This is a genomic window from Calyptranema fuscum S582 (assembly GCF_055793305.1).
On record NZ_JBSLYH010000014.1, the window covers coordinates 108,575 to 126,138 of the forward strand.

Consider the following 17,564-nt stretch of genomic DNA (forward strand, 5'->3'; position numbering starts at 1 on the left):
TAATCGCCTCTTATCACTAATTTTTCAGCTTTAAAGTTTGTAATATAGCGATCCTAAATGAGTTGTGAAAGCGCCTGCCCTTCGGGCAGGCGCTTTCACAACGGATCATTTTCACAAATCAAATAGGATCCCTATAGAATCGGGAATTTAAGAAAACCCAATTTAGTTGAGAGTGACGGTTCTATCGTCACTCTCAACCAGAATTACACTTAAATGAACTGCTGATCCTGCCCATGCACAATCGTCATTTATTGATTCATAGTATGGTGTTACTGGGGTTGTTAGGAAGTTGCTCAACGGCTTCTGTTGCCACACTGACACCCGAAAACTTTAGGCAGCATGTTGCCCGCGATATTCAAAACACCTATCCCTATTCTGAAGCAGAAGTCTACCTCACACGCTTGAGTCAGATATCCGACGAAGCGATCTGGCACTATGGCGATCGCATCTGTGAAACGTTACGGCGCGGAGGGAGCATCACAGACATTACCGACCACTTGCGATCGCAATTTAGCTTTGAAGATCAATATTTGACACATTTGCACATCATGCAGATTGCCGAGGCTCAGTTATGTCCGACACGTAGTTTTCCTCCGGCAGGATGGCAGCGATCGCTATTTTTTCTCAAGGAACGATTGAATGGGGGAACACCGTTGACTTCCTGATTCCTGCTCCCGATGCAATCAGAAACAGAACAGGAATGTACTGAAAGCGCCGCTTTCAGTACATCATCTGAACTAACTCAATGGTGTCAGGCTATAGGTCTTGTCTAAAGCTAAAAACGTATTGAGCAAAACATTGGCTCCCTGAGTACATTGATCAGGCGACGTATACTCTTCTTCGGAATGACTTACCCCCGATTGACTGGGCACAAAAATCATTCCCATATCGGTAATTCGCCCAATTTCCAGAGAATCATGACCAGCCCGACTGGGTAGAGAACACTGACGCAACCCCAATGATTGGGCAACCGTTGCAATGGTGGTTTGAATCTCTGGAGCGGCAAGGGTCGGTTCAACACAAAGGATTGGGGTCATTTCAATTTGAGTTCGAGTATGGCTGGCGATCGCTTCTAGTTCCTGGTGCAATTGCTCCGACATCTCTTCTAAGCACGCTTTCGACAGATCGCGCATATCGACCGATAGCTTGACGTGACCCGGCACAATATTAACGGCATTGGGTAATACCTCCAGATACCCCACCGTGGCGACAGGTTGCGTGGGCATTCGTAAGGCAATGTTACGAACTGCCAAAATAATTTGAGCCGCCGCAACCAGAGCATCCTGCCGCACATCCATGGGGGTCGTGCCTGCATGATTGGCTTGCCCTGTAATGGTAATGGCTTTGCGTTGAATGCCAACCACACCCTGCACCACGCCAATATCATGGCTCGTTTTCTCTAACACTGCCCCTTGTTCGACATGAAGTTCGACAAAGGCTGCCAAATTATTGCGGGTGCGGCGTGCCGTTGCCACCTCATCCCAACTGCCGCCAATCCGTTCCAAACAGGTCTGGATAGAATCTCCCGTTTTGGACTGGTAGCGCTCCGGATCATCCTGCAAAACTGTACCGGCGATCGCCTGACAACCAATCATCGAGCTTTCTTCGTCGGTAAAGACAATCACCTCAAACGGGTGATCTAATTTCAAGTCGTGGTCGCGCAGGGTGCGTACAACTTCAATCCCCGCCAGCACTCCCAACACGCCATCAAACCGACCACCCGAAGGCACCGTATCAATATGAGATCCGGTTGCCAGCGCCGGTGCGTGTTCGTACTGTCCGGCATATCGCCCAATCAGGTTACCCGCCGCATCGGTTCGCACCGTCATCCCCGCTTCTACCATCCACTGCTGAACGAGATACCGGGCTTGCAAATCTTCGGGTGTAAAGGCAAGGCGACAGATGCTCCCAGAAGGTTGCTTGCCCACCTTGGCTAAGCGATTGATGTTGTCATTCAGGCGATCGCCATTCACTGTGAGCAGAGAAAGAACCGTCATAGTCGTTATCGCACCTTTTTGCATACTGTATACATCCTATTATCCTAACCTTGCCCAATTTGTATCTGGTACTGCAAAAAACGCGGGGTGACCGTCTTTGTTAAGAGGTTCGTCAAACTCCACGTCACCTTTAGACCTCTTGCAAATTAAGTTTTTGGGATTCGTTGGGGCGAGGGCGACGCCTCCGCCCTAACTAATCTGCAAATAGATCTATTGACTAAAAGGTTAAGCCTAAATTAACTTAAGGTTAATTATCAGTAGTTACTGAGTTAAAAATGTGTTGTCGTACCCAAGCGATCGCCACAGTAATCCTGCTTTAAGACATCCGCATTCTTTCGACTAACATTCTTTATCGGTCATGACGCTCAATCAAAAAACCTATGAGCTGATTCAACAGAATCGAGCATTCAAAAAGCTTTTTTGGCATAATTTTTTACGCTTTCGCAAATTAACTGCACCCCTACGCATGGCACCTGATTTTATAATTGTCGGTGCCCCCCGCTGTGGAACAAGTTCGTTATTTTTTAATTTACTGAAACACCCTAATATCCTTTCTCCTTTGCATCAAGAAATTCATTTCTTTGATAAAAATTTTGATGCTGGATATTTGAGTTATCAATCAAACTTTCCTCTGCGCACAACGCAAGTTCTCAACTCCATAATTGGCAGACGAATGATAACGGGTGAAGGGACTTCCAGTTATTTGTCCAACCCGGATATTCCACGCCGAATTTTTCAGTTTAAGCCAGATATGAAAATCATTATGCTGTTAAGAGACCCGGTGGAACGGGCGTATTTACAGCATCATCGTTGCGTTTCGCAGGGTAAAGAACACTTACCGTTTGAAGTGGCGATCGCTCAAGAACAAGCCAAAATCCAAACCGAATTCACCCAAACACCATGCCATCCTCCGGATGTTGCTCAGCTCGATCATCATCAGGCTTATCTATATCGAGGGCTATATGCTCATCATCTCAAGCCCTGGTTAAATACTTTTCCTCAGCATCAAATTCATATTATTAAAAGCGAGGACTTTTTTGATGATCCATCGCTCTACTATCGAGCGGTTTTGAATTTCCTTGAATTACCAGATTGGGAACCCAAACATTATCGATTTTTTGGACCGTTTACTCCCATTTCCATGTCTGCGACTACCCGAGATCAACTCACTGATTATTTTCAACCTCACAACCAAGCCTTAAGCCGATTACTCAACCAAGATTTTAGTTGGACAAAAGCATCATCGTTCGCCTGACGTTACAAATCCCTTCAAAACAGCCTAAGGATATATTTACTAGATGCCTATCTTTGCAACTTTTTATACCTATCAAACGGATGGGTTGCAGGACGGATGAGATAGCGCTTCGTATTTAGGATAGATTACGGTCGTGGTGTAAGAGCCGTGCGAAGTACGGCTCTTATACCACCTGCCCTGAAATCCTGGCGTCAGGCTAGACCTACACACCATTGCTTCTTTGGACGGGCTTTAGATACCAGCATGACCCAATGCCAGCGCTGTCACCAGCATCCCTAAGACCAAAAAAGGCTGGGCGCTGGCTTGATATTTGACATCATTCTTTAAGGGATCGCGAAGAAAATACATATCCTGAAAGGTGATTTGAGGAATTACCAGTAATAGCAAAATTGTGGCATAGAGATTTTGTTGAATCCCCATCAAATACACAGCTACCCCTGCCTGAAACACATCAATCATCAAGACACAAATCCAGGCAGCCGTAGTGATGCCAAACATTACCGGCAGAGATTGCAACCCCAATTGGCGATCGCCCTCAACACTCTTAAAGTCATTGACCACAGCAATGCCCAAGCCTGCCAGACTATAAAACAACGTCAAGATCACAATCGTCCAGTTCAAGTCACCGAACAACGCATGACCTGCCCACCAGGGTAAAGCAATGTAACTGGCTCCCAGTGCATAATTGCCTAACCAGCCATTTTTCTTCAGCTTCAATGGTGGTGCTGAGTAAATATAAGATACAAATGAACCACCGATCGACAACGCCGTAATCGTAGGAAATTCATGCCCCGCCCAGACATCCAGCCCATAGGCAATACCAATTCCAGCGCACAACAAAACTAAAATCTGCGCTACCACTTGAGGGATAGAAATCGCCCCAGAGGGAATTGGGCGATAGGGTTCGTTGATGGCATCAATGTCGCGATCGTAAAAGTCATTTAATGTCTGGGTATAGCCCGCTAACAGTGGCCCCGACAACAACATACACGCCGCTGCAATCAACACATTTTCAAACGTCCAGGTGTAGTCGCCACCCGATGCTGCCCCACACACCACACCCCAAATCAGGGGAATCCAGGTGATGGGTTTCATCAATTGCAAGCGAATTTTCCAAATCGAAGTTTCCCCCGATTGCGCTCCCTTCATGCCCAGGAGCTGCCGGGTTTTGGCAGTGCGATCGGGCGAGGTCGCTTCGCTATTCGGCGTTTCTACAGCGGACTCTGGAATGGAGGAAGAAGAGGGTAACTCTGTCATATCGCATCATTTAACTCATTCTAGACAGTCGAAAAGGATTGAAGTTGGTGTTGACATCGTAATAGTCTTCTTGCTCTTGCTGCTTCAACCAACCCGTCATCCAATAGGTGAAGGGGGTAAACAAGATTTCAACGCCGCACTTAAATAGATAGTTAGAAATAATCAACGTCCACAACAGGTCATTAGGCACCACTCCAGTGAACGCGATCAAAACAAATAGAGCAGTATCTACAACTTGCCCTGCCAACGTTGAACTAATGGTACGAACCCAGAGCCATTTACCCTGAGTGAGGATTTTGAGCTTCGCCAAAATGAACGAATTAGAAAACTCACCAGAAAAATAAGCAATGAGGCTGGCAACGACGATTCTGGGCGTTAGTCCCAAAATTTTGTCGTAGGCGTCTTGATTCGTCCAGTCAGCCGCCGGGGGTAGTGCCCCCACCACCATAAAGGTAATAGACATCAGCAGGGCAGCAAAGAAGCCCAGCCAGATGACTTTGCGCGATCGCCCATATCCATATACTTCTGTCAAAATATCACCAAAGATATAGCTGAGCGGAAACAGGATAGTGCCGCCATCAAACGTAAACAGCCCCAAATTTAAAATCTTGGTAGACGTTACGTTAGAAATCAGCAGAACGGTGACAAATAAAACAGTAATGGTATCTAGATGCTTAAAGGATTTAGCCAAGGCTCTGAACTTCGCGTTTAGATAGAGTGCTTAGCTATTTTACCGTTGGTTTTTAGGTTTCTTACCGGGGATCAGGAATTACGCCAGGTATTGTTGTAAGAGCATTGCTCGCTGAAGCGTTCACCGCAATACCCGGATTGCAAGCGATCGCAAGTTGCGATCGTTGAACCCGGTTCATCTGCGCTTGAGCATCCTTTAGGTAACGTGCGTTATCCAACCAGCCCTCAACCCCAGCATGAATTTTTTGTAATCTGAGATTAAAGAATTAAGGGCATATCGCTCATCTTGCGCTTTATTAGGGTCAGGTATGAGTTAATAAAATCAATGGGTATTCTAAAGATAGGTATCCCCCCCAAGTGGGATAAATTGATTGAAATAGTAAAGTGTTTTGTACTTTATTGTTTCGCCTTAATTTAAATTACTAATGCACGATTATGCTGGATGGCATTAGGTCTGTGTTGATTTATGACTAACATAGGCAAGGAAAAGCTAACGGTGGCTGAGTGTCCGGTTTGCCAAAATCAGTATCTTGAAGGACACGTCAACTATTGCTCTCGCTGCGGATGGTATTTAGCGCCGCATCCCATTGCTAACGATGGGCAAAATGTCAACCCATTACTACAGCACGACCGCAACCGTCTGGAATGGGCACGGCAATGGTGGTGGCGATCGCAATCTCTCAATGTAGAAATGCGAGCTAAATTAGAACAAGTTCAGATAGAACGCGACTTTTTGCAAGTCGATCTGGCTAAGTTGCAGATTGAGCGATCGCAACTGCTCAATCGTCTGTCTGAATTTTATGATCATGCGTTTGACTCAGAAACGGAACTGGAACGACGCCTGAAAATTGAGGCGCGTCAATACAGAGCCGCCAGGACGATCGCCATCGACTATACACCGTTGCAAAACTACTTAGCTCGCCAGCAATGGCAAGAGGCTGACCAGGAAACAGCGGTCTTGATGTTGAATATTTGCGATCGCCATCGCGAAGGCTGGTTACGGATCAACGATATTAGCGACTTCCCGATTTCTGAGCTGCAAAAGATTGATCAATTCTGGACAAAATATAGCAACGGACGATTTGGCTTCAGTGTCCAGCAACGACTGTGGCGGCAATTGGGCGGCACACTCGATGCCAAATATGAAACCTGGTGCAGCTTTGGCGAACAGGTAGGCTGGTATCAGCAAGGGGCATGGATTTCTTACGATCACCTCTGTTTTGATCTCGATGCAGTCCCCGGACATTTGCCTGCCGCCTACTGCGAATTGGGTCTAGGAACAGAGCGGTTGTATTATTGGTGGTGGTCAATGCCCGTCGTCCTCTTCACCCATTTTGATACCGCAAGCTAATAAATACAGCGCTTTGCATTCTGATGGATGACAGGTGTTGAGAGAGCCGCGCGAAGCGCGGCTCTCTCAACAGCCTACTGATACAATCCCTAATCAAATTTCACTTCAAAACGAAATGATCAGGTAGCCCTCTTGAAACTTGGCTCCGGTCACAGGTTTGCCACTGAGTTCGGGTGGCAGAAAAATGTTGCGGCGTTGATCCCCGGCTTCAATGGTGACTTCGGGACCATATTGGGTGAGTTTGACTTGCTTTTTATCAAATCCTGGTAGAAAAAGAGAAACTTTCCGTTCAGCAATATTAATTGCGATGGGGCGAGGCACCTGCGTCACCTGACTAAAATCGGGCAGGGCATCCATCATGGCTTGCCAGTCATGGGTCGGGGCAATGGGGATCGAACTCATCGGCAGGGGAGCAAACTCATCCGTCAGCGATCGCTCACCCCGCGTTTGATTGACGATCACGCCTCCAACGGTTAACCCGACTTGCTGGGCACCCCCCCAGAGATATTTAGCTGTGGCGATCGCCACCTCATCTTCTGTGGTCACCAGATAAGCTGCGACGCGATTGGGATCGGCGATCGCTATCTTCCCCTGATCCAAAATATTGTTGACCTGATTGGCAGCAGGTTGAGAAAATGGATCGCCCGACCAATCGACGCTCAACACGGCACTAGCAATGGGTTGAACAAACGGCGAAACCGTTTTCCACAAATCCGACTGGGTAACAACCTGACGAAACCGGCGTAAATACCAGCTAATAATTTCGGGCATGCCAAACATGCGCAGCGTCTCTTGCCCGCCATTGCCGTCATAGACAATGACATCATATTTACCGCTGGCGTCATAGTCTCGAATTGCATTTAAAGCCAGGGCGCTATCCATCCCCGGCAACACGCCCAATTCTTGACCGTAGACCGCTTTCAAGAGGGGAGTTCTCAGATATTGCGCTTCTTGCCGCTTTAGTTCTTCCCAATTCTGTTCCAGGAGTACGGTGGTTTGCAGTTGCACGGCTTGAAAGTTGGAGGCAACCTCTTGTGGCTCAGAACCCAGAGGTGAACCGAGTAATAAACCTAAGGCAGGGCTAGAATCCTGTCCGACTAACAGAACTCGTTTGCCTTGTGCGGCAAACCGTTTGGCAGTGGCGATCGCGATCGTCGAACGCCCGACACCACCTTTCCCAAAAAACGTCAAAATTAGGCTCATCCCTCGTTTCCCAATACCAAAGCTGACACTGTGATTATGGTATCGGTTCGCTCGCTGTCTGCCCAGTGTTTTGAGATATAGATTGCACCGCCATTCAATAGGTTCATGCCCAAACCCAGCAACCCCATCGGCTACGGGAAACGTCCGTACAGCAAGAAATGAACGCCAGGATTGCTCCTCCCGTTCCAGTCATGCAGATCGTCGATTTGATTAAAGCAAAGAACTATTGTGGAAACCGTAGCATTGCCGCAGTTCCCTCAATCCACACCTATAGCAACCGTCGAGACGGTTCAATCAGGAAATTGTGTGAGAACCCGCGCTCCGCGCGGGTTCTCACACAACCGTTGTCTTAATCAACCCTTCGACGGCTATAGATCTAATTGAATGGGCGATTTTTGGGATCGATTCCTGCGCCAGGAAACGCCTTACTGCACCGCTTCTAACTCGTCTTCAAAGAACCAGGTAGAAAACTTATCGTCGAATTGCACAACAACGCCGACATTGCTGCCGTCAACCATTTTGTAATCTCGGATAACACCCGTTTTTCCAAGTCTTTTAACTACTTCTTCAGAGGTACGATCTCGCAAACGCCGTAAACGAACTTTCTGACCTACTTCCATTGCAACTTAAAAAATATAAACACAGATAAACAATGCCCAGTGTACCAGTGTCTTGACGCTGTTTGAGCTATTCTTGGACTTTAGACGGAAAGACTTTGAACTCAAACCTTAAACTATGCTGGCAAAGCGAATTCTACCGTGTCTGGATGTAAAAGCTGGACGAGTGGTCAAAGGCGTCAACTTCGTGGATTTGCGGGATGCCGGAGATCCAGTCGAATTGGCGCAGGTTTACAACGAAGCTGGGGCAGATGAGTTGGTGTTTTTAGACATCACCGCAACTCATGAAGACCGCGATATTATTTTCGATGTGGTTTATCGAACTGCCGAGCAGGTGTTTATTCCCCTCACGGTTGGCGGTGGCATCCAGTCTTTAGACACCATCAAAAAGTTGTTAAGAGCAGGAGCAGACAAGGTTAGCATTAACTCCGCTGCCGTTCGTGATCCGGAATTTATTGACCGTGCCAGCGATCGCTTTGGTCGGCAATGTATTGTTGTTGCCATCGATGCTCGCCGTCGAACTGACCCTGACAATTTAGGATGGGATGTCTATGTGCGGGGTGGACGCGATAATACCGGGATCGATGCCATCGCCTGGGCTGAAGACGTCGAGCAGCGCGGTGCAGGCGAATTGCTGGTCACCAGTATGGATGCCGATGGCACCCAAGCAGGCTACGACCTGGAACTCACCCGAGCGATCGCCGAACGAGTGCAAATTCCTGTCATCGCATCGGGAGGGGCAGGCAACTGCGAACATATTTACGAAGCTTTAACGGACGGACACGCTGAAGCCGCTCTGTTAGCGTCTTTATTGCACTATGGGCAATTGACCGTATCAGAAGTGAAACATTTTCTCAGCGATCGCCAGGTGCCGGTGCGATTGACCTGACCTGTACCATTTATGAGAACGATAAGAACCGCGACGTTCTCATAAATGTGAGACGGCTAAATTGGGCATTCGCAGAATTTTTTTAGCTCAAACTGCGCCCAAAAGACTGAAGTAGCGCCCTATCTTACGCCCAGGCAATGTGAGTGGAGTACTAGATAGGGTGTCTTTGACCGCATCAATCTTGCATTAAAATCGCCTGAACCTTTGGCATAGAACGGTTTCACCATCTACACCTGATAGACCTGGCATCCTGAGTGAAAAGTTTAAGAATCTTTTCACAATGTATCGTGTGGTTACTTGTTATCGTTGAGGCACCTGAGAAAAATCGGGGCGATTGTTACGAAACTTCGCGATCGCATCTCACTCCTATGGGGTTTCCTCGCTTCATCGACAAATTCCGGAAAGTAGCTCTCTGCCTAGCATCCTCAAGGTTTTTCTGAAAGACTCTAGATAGAAAGCAGACACTTTTTTGAAGAACTGTTACAATTGTCGAATATTACAATTCATTACATATCGATATTTCGACTTTAAGAATGGTCTTTATTCTGATTGTTGTTGTCAGTCTGGTTGCTTGGGCACTGCATTTGATGCAGCAAGCCGTCCAGCGCCGCGAATTTTCTCTCATGCTGGCTGGTTTTTTGGTATCGAGTGCCGCCGCCGCCATGATGTCCGTCTATTTTTTAATGGGTCACTACGTTGGCTATATGACAGAGATGGCAAATCGCTCCTTTGCTTATCAACAGCAAGCCGCCTACTCAGATTATTCAGATTGGGCAACAAGCCCAGAAAACTGGAGTGGAGATTGGACTCAGTTTGTCGCTGAGGAAACCAACCATTCTTAAAATCCCATAACTATTCCCAATCAATTGTAAGAGGCGCGCCCTTTGGGGCGCGCCTCTTACGATCCGGGCATCTTACAACTCGGTTAGGACAATGGGGGTGTGGGGGCTGCGCCCCCAGACAGGGGTTCCACCCCTGCACCCCGTCCAACCAGCCCCTCAGCTGCTATAACACTGGTAATTCTTCATGGAGGCGCGACGGTCGCGCTGTCGCGCCCTGATAAGAATTTGGTTTTATTCAATTCACTCTCTTCGCGTCAATAGCGATATCCTTGATTCATCGTTTTAGTCTTTAATGAGGTTTTGTGATTATTTTCGGGTTTCGGGTTAGAAACACTGCAAAAGTGTCAAAACTAGAATTGTAGTGTTGACAGATTGAGCTTAGTGCCTTTCAAATTCGCAACGTTACTACGATTGCAACTTTGACATAACCCCCTGCTCGGTTTAGTTGCTGACTCGGATTTGCCCAAGGAGACAATTTTTCATGGATAGTGCTACGTCAGAACTTGATAGCATCAGTCGCCAGCTTATGAGCTTAGAACGACCCCCAAAACCCAAAATGTTGGTGGTAGACGATGAACCCGACAATTTGGATCTGCTGTATCGCACCTTTCGACGCGACTTTAATGTTTTACGGGCAGAAAGTGGTGTGGTTGCGTTAGAAATTCTTGCAGCAGAGGGTGAAGTAGCTGTCATTATTTCTGACCAACGGATGCCTGAAATGAAGGGAACGGAATTTCTGAGCAAAACTGTTCCTCAGTTTCCTAATACGATGCGCATTATCTTGACCGGGTTCACCGATGTTGAAGATCTGGTAGAAGCCATTAACTCCGGGCAAGTTTATAAATATATTACGAAGCCCTGGGATCCCAACGAACTCAAGGTGGTTGTACAACGGGCTGCCGAAACTTACGAATTATTGAAACAAAAAACTGAAGAGTTACATCGGGCACAGGCACAAACTAAATTACTCAGTACAATCGTTCAGTCAACCAGTGAAACCAGCGATTTACAGAAAGTTTTAGAAGTGTTGGCAGTTGCCTTTGGTGAAACCTTTCATGCGGATGGTGCGATTTTGCAGATGGTGTCTGGCTCCGCATTAAATGCACATCAGGGAGTTTATAGTCGGGCAGCCACATTAAAAAATTGGCTGGCTCAAGATCCAATGGTAGAACAGGCGATCGCCAGCAAAAAAATTCAGGTCGCGGTCAATGTGCCCTCCGACAATGCCTTATCTCAAGTGCCTCATTATGCCGAGGAAGGCGTTCAAGCCCATTTGCTGATCCCCGTGATCTACCGAGATCAGGTCATGGCAGTTCTGTCATTGCAATGGAAAAAACCGGCGGTCTTACGAGAAGACGAGTTATTCTTACTGCATCTATCTGCCCAACAAACGGCATTGGCACTCACCTGTGTCAGCCAAAATTCATCTTCTGTATAAAAGAAGTTCCCCAAGAAAGGTATTACGAATTTAGGGTATAACTTTGCCTGTGAAGCCGAAGGTTTCACAGGCAAAGTTATATCTGTAGAGGTGTACAAGTTCGTTCATACCAGTTTAGCTAGCGATCGCACCAGATACCGTAGGGGCGCATTGCGATGCGCCCTTACACTAGATCGATGTGCCGTGGAGTCTTTTTAAAGCAGTATCAGTACAGAAACGGTGTTGTGGGGCGCAGAGCGCCCCACAACACCGTACTGCATCAACCTGCACAGCGCTATATAGCAACCGTCGAGATGGTTAAATCAGGAGGTTGTGTGAGAATCCGTGCTCCGTACGGGTTCTCACATAATCCTTGTCCTATATCAACCCTCGATGGCTATACACCCGAAGGTCCTGATATTAATGAAGTTGCCATTCTCATCAGGTGCCAACAAAACCGATCGACAAAATCAGTGACCCCGCAAATCCTATAGACTAGAAGGAAGCGATCGCAAGGAAAGGAGACGTGAGTTCAACTTATTCAGCGCCCCAAGTCCAAGCTCTGTTTGATCGGATTGCGCCAGTCTATGACCAACTGAATGATTGGTTAAGTCTAGGGCAACATCGGATTTGGAAGCAAATGACCGTTAAGTGGTGTGAGCCTCCGGTTGCCGGTACTTGCCTCGATGTTTGTTGCGGAAGCGGCGATCTCACCCGATTGTTAGCAAAACAGGTTGGGAACAACGGGCAGGTCTTTGGTTTAGATTTTTCTACAGCTCAACTGGCGATCGCTCGTCAACATAGCGATCGCACTACCCCCAAATTACCGATCACCTGGGTTGAAGGCGATGCGCTTAACCTTCCCTTTGCCGACCAACAGTTTGATGCGGTGACGATGGGATATGGGCTACGCAATGTCATCGATATTCCGGGTAGCCTTAAAGAACTCTACCGCGTCCTCAAACCTGGCGCTAAAGTCGCTATTTTAGATTTGCATCGCCCTGATGATCCGCAGGCACGCGCCTTTCAACAGTGGTATTTAAAAACAATTGTTGTCCCGATCGCCCAACATTTAGGGTTACGCGACGAATACGCTTACATTAACCCCAGTCTAGAAAAATTTCCCACGGGTGCCGAACAAGTCCGCCTTGCCCAAGACGTTGGCTTTCAACACGCAACCCATTATGCGATCGCGGGTGGTGTGATGGGTGTGCTTGTGGCACAAAAGGGAGCTTAGATAGGTTTATGGTTTCTGTTCTGCATTAATGCCTGTGACGCAAACCGTAAAATTCGTCGCCCTTCTACGGCGATCGCGTCACCTCCCCCGATTGATCTCGTCACTTTTTCACGCTGTTCGTTTTTGCTAAAAATCCCTTGGATTTCTCCTCTGTTTGGTTATTGATTGCTCCTCCTGTCGCTGGTGGAATTATTGGATATTTCACCAACGATATTGCGATCAAAATGTTATTTCGTCCTTATAAAGCAATCTACGTGGGCAGTTGGAAGCTACCCTTTACGCCCGGTTTGATTCCCAGTAATCAAGATCGCCTGGCTCAGCGGATTGCCAATACGATCATGGGATCGTTGCTGACACCCGACGAATTACAAAATCTGGCACGCCGATTATTACAAACAGAACGAACGCAGTCCGCCATCCTATGGCTGCTGAACCTGGCACTGGATCAAATTCAAGAAGATAAAGAACAAAAGACCGCCAAAATTCTTGCTGGCATTCTCAAAGACATGCTGGGGCAATCGATTCCCCGGCTAATTACGGTATGGGCAAGGCGTGAAGACTTTTTAGAAGAACAACTGAATCAGATTTTTGATGAAGTCTTGCTAGAGCTGCAATTGACCGATGCCCAAGCCGATCAACTGGCAGATTGGGTGTTAAATGCCGTGCTACCGCCCGATGTGTTGCGCCAGGGGATTGTTGACTTTCTCACCGATCGCAACATTCAGGTGATTGATGAAAGTTTTCGTGAAAAAACCAGTGGCACCTACTGGGTTGTGGCAAATTTGTTGGGGGTACGCAATGCTTTAACTCGGTTGCGCAGTTATTGTTTAGACGAACCCGACAAAGCCAATGCTCAATTGGCAGAGCTCGTCCGCTCTCTGAGCATTAAGATCCGCCTGCGAGAAGTATTGCAAAATCTATCGTTGCAAAATCTACCTATGTCTACGGTGCGCCAGTTGCGCCGCACCATGCGCGATACCGTGCGCCATTATCTTCAAACCAGCGGTTCTGAATTACTGCAAGGGTTAAGCGCATCGGTCAATTGGGAAAATTTTGCCAGTTTGTTATTAAATCGGTTGCGTGCTTCTGAGGTGATTTCGGCATCACTGGCAGAGGTGAGCCAGGAGTTAGCACTCATTTTAGAACGCTATTTAGAACGTGATTTAGAACTATTAGTCGAGCAAATCATTCCAATTTTAGATATCGATCAGGTAATTATTAGCCGAGTCCAGGCAACTTCACCCAAAGACTTAGAAATGGGAATTCAGGGAATTGTCAAAAGTGAATTGCAGGGAATTGTCAATCTCGGCGGTGTTTTAGGCGTTTTGGTCGGGCTTATCCAAACTGTGATTATGCTATTGCGGTAGAGACTAAGGAATTCTAACAGGTTCATCACATCTAGTTTTGGTGTGGCGCGGCTCTGCCGCGCCACACCATTATTTCAAAACTAATGGGATGATGCCGAGTGCTAAATAAATGGCGATCGCCCACACACCCGACACCAGTTCAAACCGTTTTGCCCACTCTGTACTGGGTTTGGTCATAAATCGCCATGCCACAAATACAGCCCCGGTCAGCAGTAGTAATTGCAGCAAAAAGATTTGAATCGCAAAGTGAATGTAGGAGGCTGACAACAGGGTTCCTAAAAAAGTGAGCCAAGTCATGCCCAACCATGCCATGACAGCTTTTTGTCGTCCCCAAAGAGCCGTGTAAGTTTTGTCTCCGGGTCTTTCATCTTTGGGAGCACGAATCTTTCGCCCAATTTCAATCGTCATGCCTGCCAAAAAACTGACGAGCAGGAACCAAAACAATCCATTGGGCATGGCAACGTTTGCCGCCAGCCAATCGCAGCCTGTGCCATAGAGCGCCATTAATGGCATCACAACAATGCTAATAGCTCGATATAGCAAGGGGTTCAGCTTAAAAGTCGAAGGCAGAAAAAAGTTTTGGCTGAGTAGCCCCAAATATCCCCAGACCAGACAGAGCAAAACAACCAGCGGCAGACTCAAGGCAACCGTTAGCCCCAACTGAATGCAGCCAACGGCGATCGCCACAATTCCTAACTCGTTCAGAGTGATCAATCCCCGTTGGATCGGGTAACTGGCATGGTAGCGGTTATTCTCCTGGTAATCTCGAAATTCTCCGACCACCCGTAACTGAACGGCAAACAAAAATAAGACAATAAAGGCGATCGCCCCGGAACCAAACGCCTGAATTAGAGAAATCTTGATTTCTTCAGCATCAGGATTGATCCAAATACTCCGCAACAACAGGGAATGGCTAACCGCAGCAGAACTGAAGATTGCCATTGATAACCCATTCTTAACGAGCGGGAAGCGCTCTTGTTGATAAATCCACCACTTATGAGTTACCCATTGAGATTTGGACATTGGAGCCGCTTTTCAGTTGTTATATAGATGATATGGCAATTGAATAGTTAATTAGGACGGGGTGCAGGGGTGAAACCCCTGTCCGGGGGCACAGCCCCCGCGCCTCTCTACTAATCAGCCCTTCGGCTGATACATAAAGCATTTTGAGCTGTATCGATAGTACGGCTGCATGATGAAGTGCGATTACGCCCTCCCTACTCACAACATCGTGTAGATTGCTACCGCTAAAAATAGGTCACACGCAAAACTGACTACAAATTATAGATAACCGTTCCCATTGTCTCAAATAAAACCTGTAGAGTCTTTTATTCTTGGATCTATCGAAAATACGGTAATTCTATCGAAATACCGTATTATAGAACTGTGATTATTAGCGCTATACTTGCACAGCTCCATGACGTATCCCGCTGATCAAGGCACCCTGACTGAACCAAGTTCAATCGCACAACCCAGGATGGCACGTCAGTCAAAGCGTGACTTTGTTACTGCCAGCAAGATCTTGTTATCGTTGTTGTTTCTCGTCCTGGTATCCAGTTTCTTCGTGATAATTGGTGCCGGAGAACGGGGTGTATTGATGCAGTTTGGTGCCGTGCAAGATCAGGTTTTAGACGAAGGATTACACGTCATCATTCCCCTGGTCAATACAGTAAAAAAACTGAGCGTGCGGGTGCAAAATCAGGAAATTTCAGCCGAAGCCTCCTCTAAAGATTTACAAGAAGTCTATACGGATGTCGCACTCAATTGGCATATTGTCCCCGCGGAAACCCATCTTATTTTTCAGCAGATTGGCGATAAAGTAGCTGTGATTGAGCGCATCATTAATCCGGCGGTCGAAGAAGTCTTGAAAGCCGTGATGGCAAAATACACGGCTGAAGAAATTATTACTCGGCGTGGTGAAGTGAAATCAGGTGTAGATCAATTGCTGACGAACCGACTCTTGGCTTATCACATCGCTGTAGATGATATTTCACTTGTTCATGTACATTTTTCTAATCGCTTTAGTGACGCGGTCGAAGCCAAACAAATTGCCGAACAAGAGGCTAAACGGGCTGAGTTTGTTGCGTTGAAGGCGATTAAAGAAGCAGAAGCAAGGGTCAATTTAGCCAAGGGTGAAGCAGAAGCACACCAATTGTTGAAAGCTACTTTGACAACTGAGTTGCTACAAAAACAAGCCATCGAAAAATGGAACGGTAGTTTGCCACTGGTGGTGGGCAATGACAACACTAAAGTTCTGGATCTGAATCGCTTAATGCAAGATAGTACGGCTCTCCAGCCTCAGCCTTCAAACCGCTAAAAGTTGTTCAAAGGCGATCGCCATTTGGGTTTGAAAGCGTTGACGATGCTTGAGTTTCAAAACGGGTTGCACAATATCTAGCGTTTTGCGCGATCGCTTTTGCTCAACCACTTGAATCGGATGTAAAGTGCCTAGCTTTAATTCTTTCTGCACCATCAGTGCAGGTAAGGCTGCTGCCCCGACGCCACTTTCAACCACAGCTTTGACCATTTCACTGGTACTCAATACCAAAATAACATCCAGTTGAGTAGAATCAATCCCCCAATGCTTCAATACTTGCTCAAACGAATGTTGTGCCCCAGAGCCTGTCTCTCGCATGACCCACCCCGTTGCAGGTAAATCTTCGATCGCAATTTTACTGCGCCCAAACCAGGGATGAGATTGACCGACTACGATCTGTAGGCGATCGCACCCGACAATTTCTTGTTCTAAGACACTCTGCACTGAAGCCTTAATATCACCTGTAATCAAACCCAGATCAAATAAACCAATTGCCGTTCCTTCACAGATTTCTTCAGCATTGCTCAAAATACAGTTGACTTGAATACCTGGATACTTGCGTTTAAATCGGCTAATCTTCTCAGGCAACCAATAGTTTCCAATCGTTAGACTTGCTCCTAATTTCAATTCTCCTCGTTGCAAGCTATTGAGTTCTCGCAAGCCTCTTTCCGTTAGGGCTACTTGATCTAAAATCCTTTGCGCTTCAACCTGCAACAGCTTACCAGCATCTGTAATTTCAATGCGTCGAGCAATACGGTGAAACAGCTTGACGGCATATTCCTGTTCTAAATTTTGAATAGCAGCACTAACGGCAGGTTGAGTAATATCTAGTGCGTTTGCGGCTTGTGTAAAGTGCAAATGTTCTGCAACTGCTAGAAAAATTCGTAATTGTTCTAAAGTCATCTTTTAAATTTGTTCAGAGTTGCTACTAATTAGGAAGATATTTATGAACCTAAAAACCAGAATTTGTGGTTCATAAACATCCCTAAAACTGATCATGTTAGTGATGTCAAAAAATCCTATGTCATGACTTTACAACATTTAATAAACGGTTAATTTCAGGATTATAAGTACTCGCTAAACCCTACTTCCAGACTGGGGTTTAGCGAAAACATAGATACTGAT

At 46.7% G+C, this 17,564-nt stretch carries 16 protein-coding genes; 9 read left to right on the forward strand and 7 right to left on the reverse strand.

The genetic code is table 11. The features are described from left to right. Positions 1 to 233 precede the first annotated feature (233 nt). Positions 234 to 665: a hypothetical protein gene (locus ACR6Z4_RS11860; protein ID WP_479717479.1), complete on the forward strand. Its 432-nt coding sequence runs from the start codon at positions 234 to 236 to the stop codon at positions 663 to 665. 72 nt (positions 666 to 737) lie between these two features. Here the strand turns inward: ACR6Z4_RS11860 and ACR6Z4_RS11865 are convergent, their stop codons facing one another. Then, on the reverse strand, positions 738 to 1,997 hold the full coding sequence (locus ACR6Z4_RS11865) for an allantoate amidohydrolase (RefSeq protein WP_479717480.1): 1,260 nt from the start codon (positions 1,995 to 1,997) through the stop codon (positions 738 to 740). 358 nt (positions 1,998 to 2,355) lie between these two features. Here ACR6Z4_RS11865 and ACR6Z4_RS11870 point away from each other — a divergent pair, with 358 nt between their 5' ends. Next, positions 2,356 to 3,252, forward strand: coding sequence for a sulfotransferase domain-containing protein (locus tag ACR6Z4_RS11870; RefSeq protein WP_479717481.1), 897 nt, complete (start codon positions 2,356 to 2,358; stop codon positions 3,250 to 3,252). A gap of 231 nt (positions 3,253 to 3,483) precedes the next feature. Here ACR6Z4_RS11870 and chlG read toward each other — a convergent pair whose 3' ends face one another. Beyond that, positions 3,484 to 4,509 (reverse strand): chlorophyll synthase ChlG, encoded by a 1,026-nt coding sequence (chlG, locus tag ACR6Z4_RS11875; protein ID WP_479717482.1) that lies wholly within the window; start codon positions 4,507 to 4,509, stop codon positions 3,484 to 3,486. Positions 4,510 to 4,519: 10 nt separating this feature from the next. Beyond that, complete coding sequence (locus ACR6Z4_RS11880) at positions 4,520 to 5,200, reverse strand: queuosine precursor transporter (RefSeq protein ID WP_479717483.1); 681 nt, start codon at positions 5,198 to 5,200, stop codon at positions 4,520 to 4,522. Positions 5,201 to 5,665: 465 nt separating this feature from the next. Here ACR6Z4_RS11880 and ACR6Z4_RS11885 point away from each other — a divergent pair, with 465 nt between their 5' ends. Next, complete coding sequence (locus ACR6Z4_RS11885; protein ID WP_479717484.1) at positions 5,666 to 6,550, forward strand: GUN4 domain-containing protein; 885 nt, start codon at positions 5,666 to 5,668, stop codon at positions 6,548 to 6,550. 105 nt (positions 6,551 to 6,655) lie between these two features. Here the strand turns inward: ACR6Z4_RS11885 and ACR6Z4_RS11890 are convergent, their stop codons facing one another. Further along, positions 6,656 to 7,753 carry a Get3/ArsA fold putative tail anchor-mediating ATPase NosAFP gene (locus ACR6Z4_RS11890; protein WP_479717485.1) on the reverse strand — a complete coding sequence of 366 codons (1,098 nt, stop codon included), beginning with the start codon at positions 7,751 to 7,753 and terminating at the stop codon, positions 6,656 to 6,658. A 425-nt stretch (positions 7,754 to 8,178) separates the two neighbouring features. Beyond that, the gene (gene petP / locus ACR6Z4_RS11895; RefSeq protein ID WP_479717486.1) at positions 8,179 to 8,373 is read right to left on the reverse strand and encodes a cytochrome b6f subunit PetP; all 195 of its coding nucleotides are present in this window, start codon (positions 8,371 to 8,373) and stop codon (positions 8,179 to 8,181) included. A 115-nt stretch (positions 8,374 to 8,488) separates the two neighbouring features. On the opposite strand from petP, the gene hisF reads away from it, so the two are divergent. The 5 genes from hisF to ACR6Z4_RS11920 all read left to right on the forward strand — a co-directional run bounded on the left by hisF (position 8,489) and on the right by ACR6Z4_RS11920 (position 14,122). Next, positions 8,489 to 9,259: an imidazole glycerol phosphate synthase subunit HisF gene (gene hisF, locus ACR6Z4_RS11900; protein ID WP_479717487.1), complete on the forward strand. Its 771-nt coding sequence runs from the start codon at positions 8,489 to 8,491 to the stop codon at positions 9,257 to 9,259. Between the two features lie 533 nt (positions 9,260 to 9,792). Next, positions 9,793 to 10,101: a hypothetical protein gene (locus ACR6Z4_RS11905; RefSeq protein WP_479717488.1), complete on the forward strand. Its 309-nt coding sequence runs from the start codon at positions 9,793 to 9,795 to the stop codon at positions 10,099 to 10,101. A 481-nt stretch (positions 10,102 to 10,582) separates the two neighbouring features. After that, a complete protein-coding gene (locus ACR6Z4_RS11910; RefSeq protein ID WP_479717489.1) occupies positions 10,583 to 11,539 on the forward strand; it encodes a response regulator in 957 nt (318 codons plus the stop codon). A 505-nt stretch (positions 11,540 to 12,044) separates the two neighbouring features. Then, positions 12,045 to 12,755 (forward strand): bifunctional demethylmenaquinone methyltransferase/2-methoxy-6-polyprenyl-1,4-benzoquinol methylase UbiE, encoded by a 711-nt coding sequence (ubiE, locus tag ACR6Z4_RS11915; protein WP_479717490.1) that lies wholly within the window; start codon positions 12,045 to 12,047, stop codon positions 12,753 to 12,755. Positions 12,756 to 12,892: 137 nt separating this feature from the next. Further along, positions 12,893 to 14,122 (forward strand): DUF445 domain-containing protein, encoded by a 1,230-nt coding sequence (locus ACR6Z4_RS11920; RefSeq protein WP_479717491.1) that lies wholly within the window; start codon positions 12,893 to 12,895, stop codon positions 14,120 to 14,122. A gap of 69 nt (positions 14,123 to 14,191) precedes the next feature. On the opposite strand, the gene ACR6Z4_RS11925 is transcribed toward ACR6Z4_RS11920, so the two are convergent. Beyond that, complete coding sequence (locus ACR6Z4_RS11925; protein WP_479717492.1) at positions 14,192 to 15,145, reverse strand: UbiA prenyltransferase family protein; 954 nt, start codon at positions 15,143 to 15,145, stop codon at positions 14,192 to 14,194. A 454-nt stretch (positions 15,146 to 15,599) separates the two neighbouring features. Between ACR6Z4_RS11925 and ACR6Z4_RS11930 the strand changes: the two genes are divergently transcribed. Further along, entirely contained in the window at positions 15,600 to 16,439 is an 840-nt protein-coding gene (locus tag ACR6Z4_RS11930) for a prohibitin family protein (protein ID WP_479717521.1), read from the forward strand. Here the strand turns inward: ACR6Z4_RS11930 and ACR6Z4_RS11935 are convergent. Continuing rightward, on the reverse strand, positions 16,428 to 17,342 hold the full coding sequence (locus ACR6Z4_RS11935; protein WP_479717493.1) for a LysR substrate-binding domain-containing protein: 915 nt from the start codon (positions 17,340 to 17,342) through the stop codon (positions 16,428 to 16,430). The two genes, ACR6Z4_RS11930 and ACR6Z4_RS11935, sit on opposite strands and share 12 nt — an antisense overlap. Positions 17,343 to 17,564 lie beyond the last annotated feature (222 nt).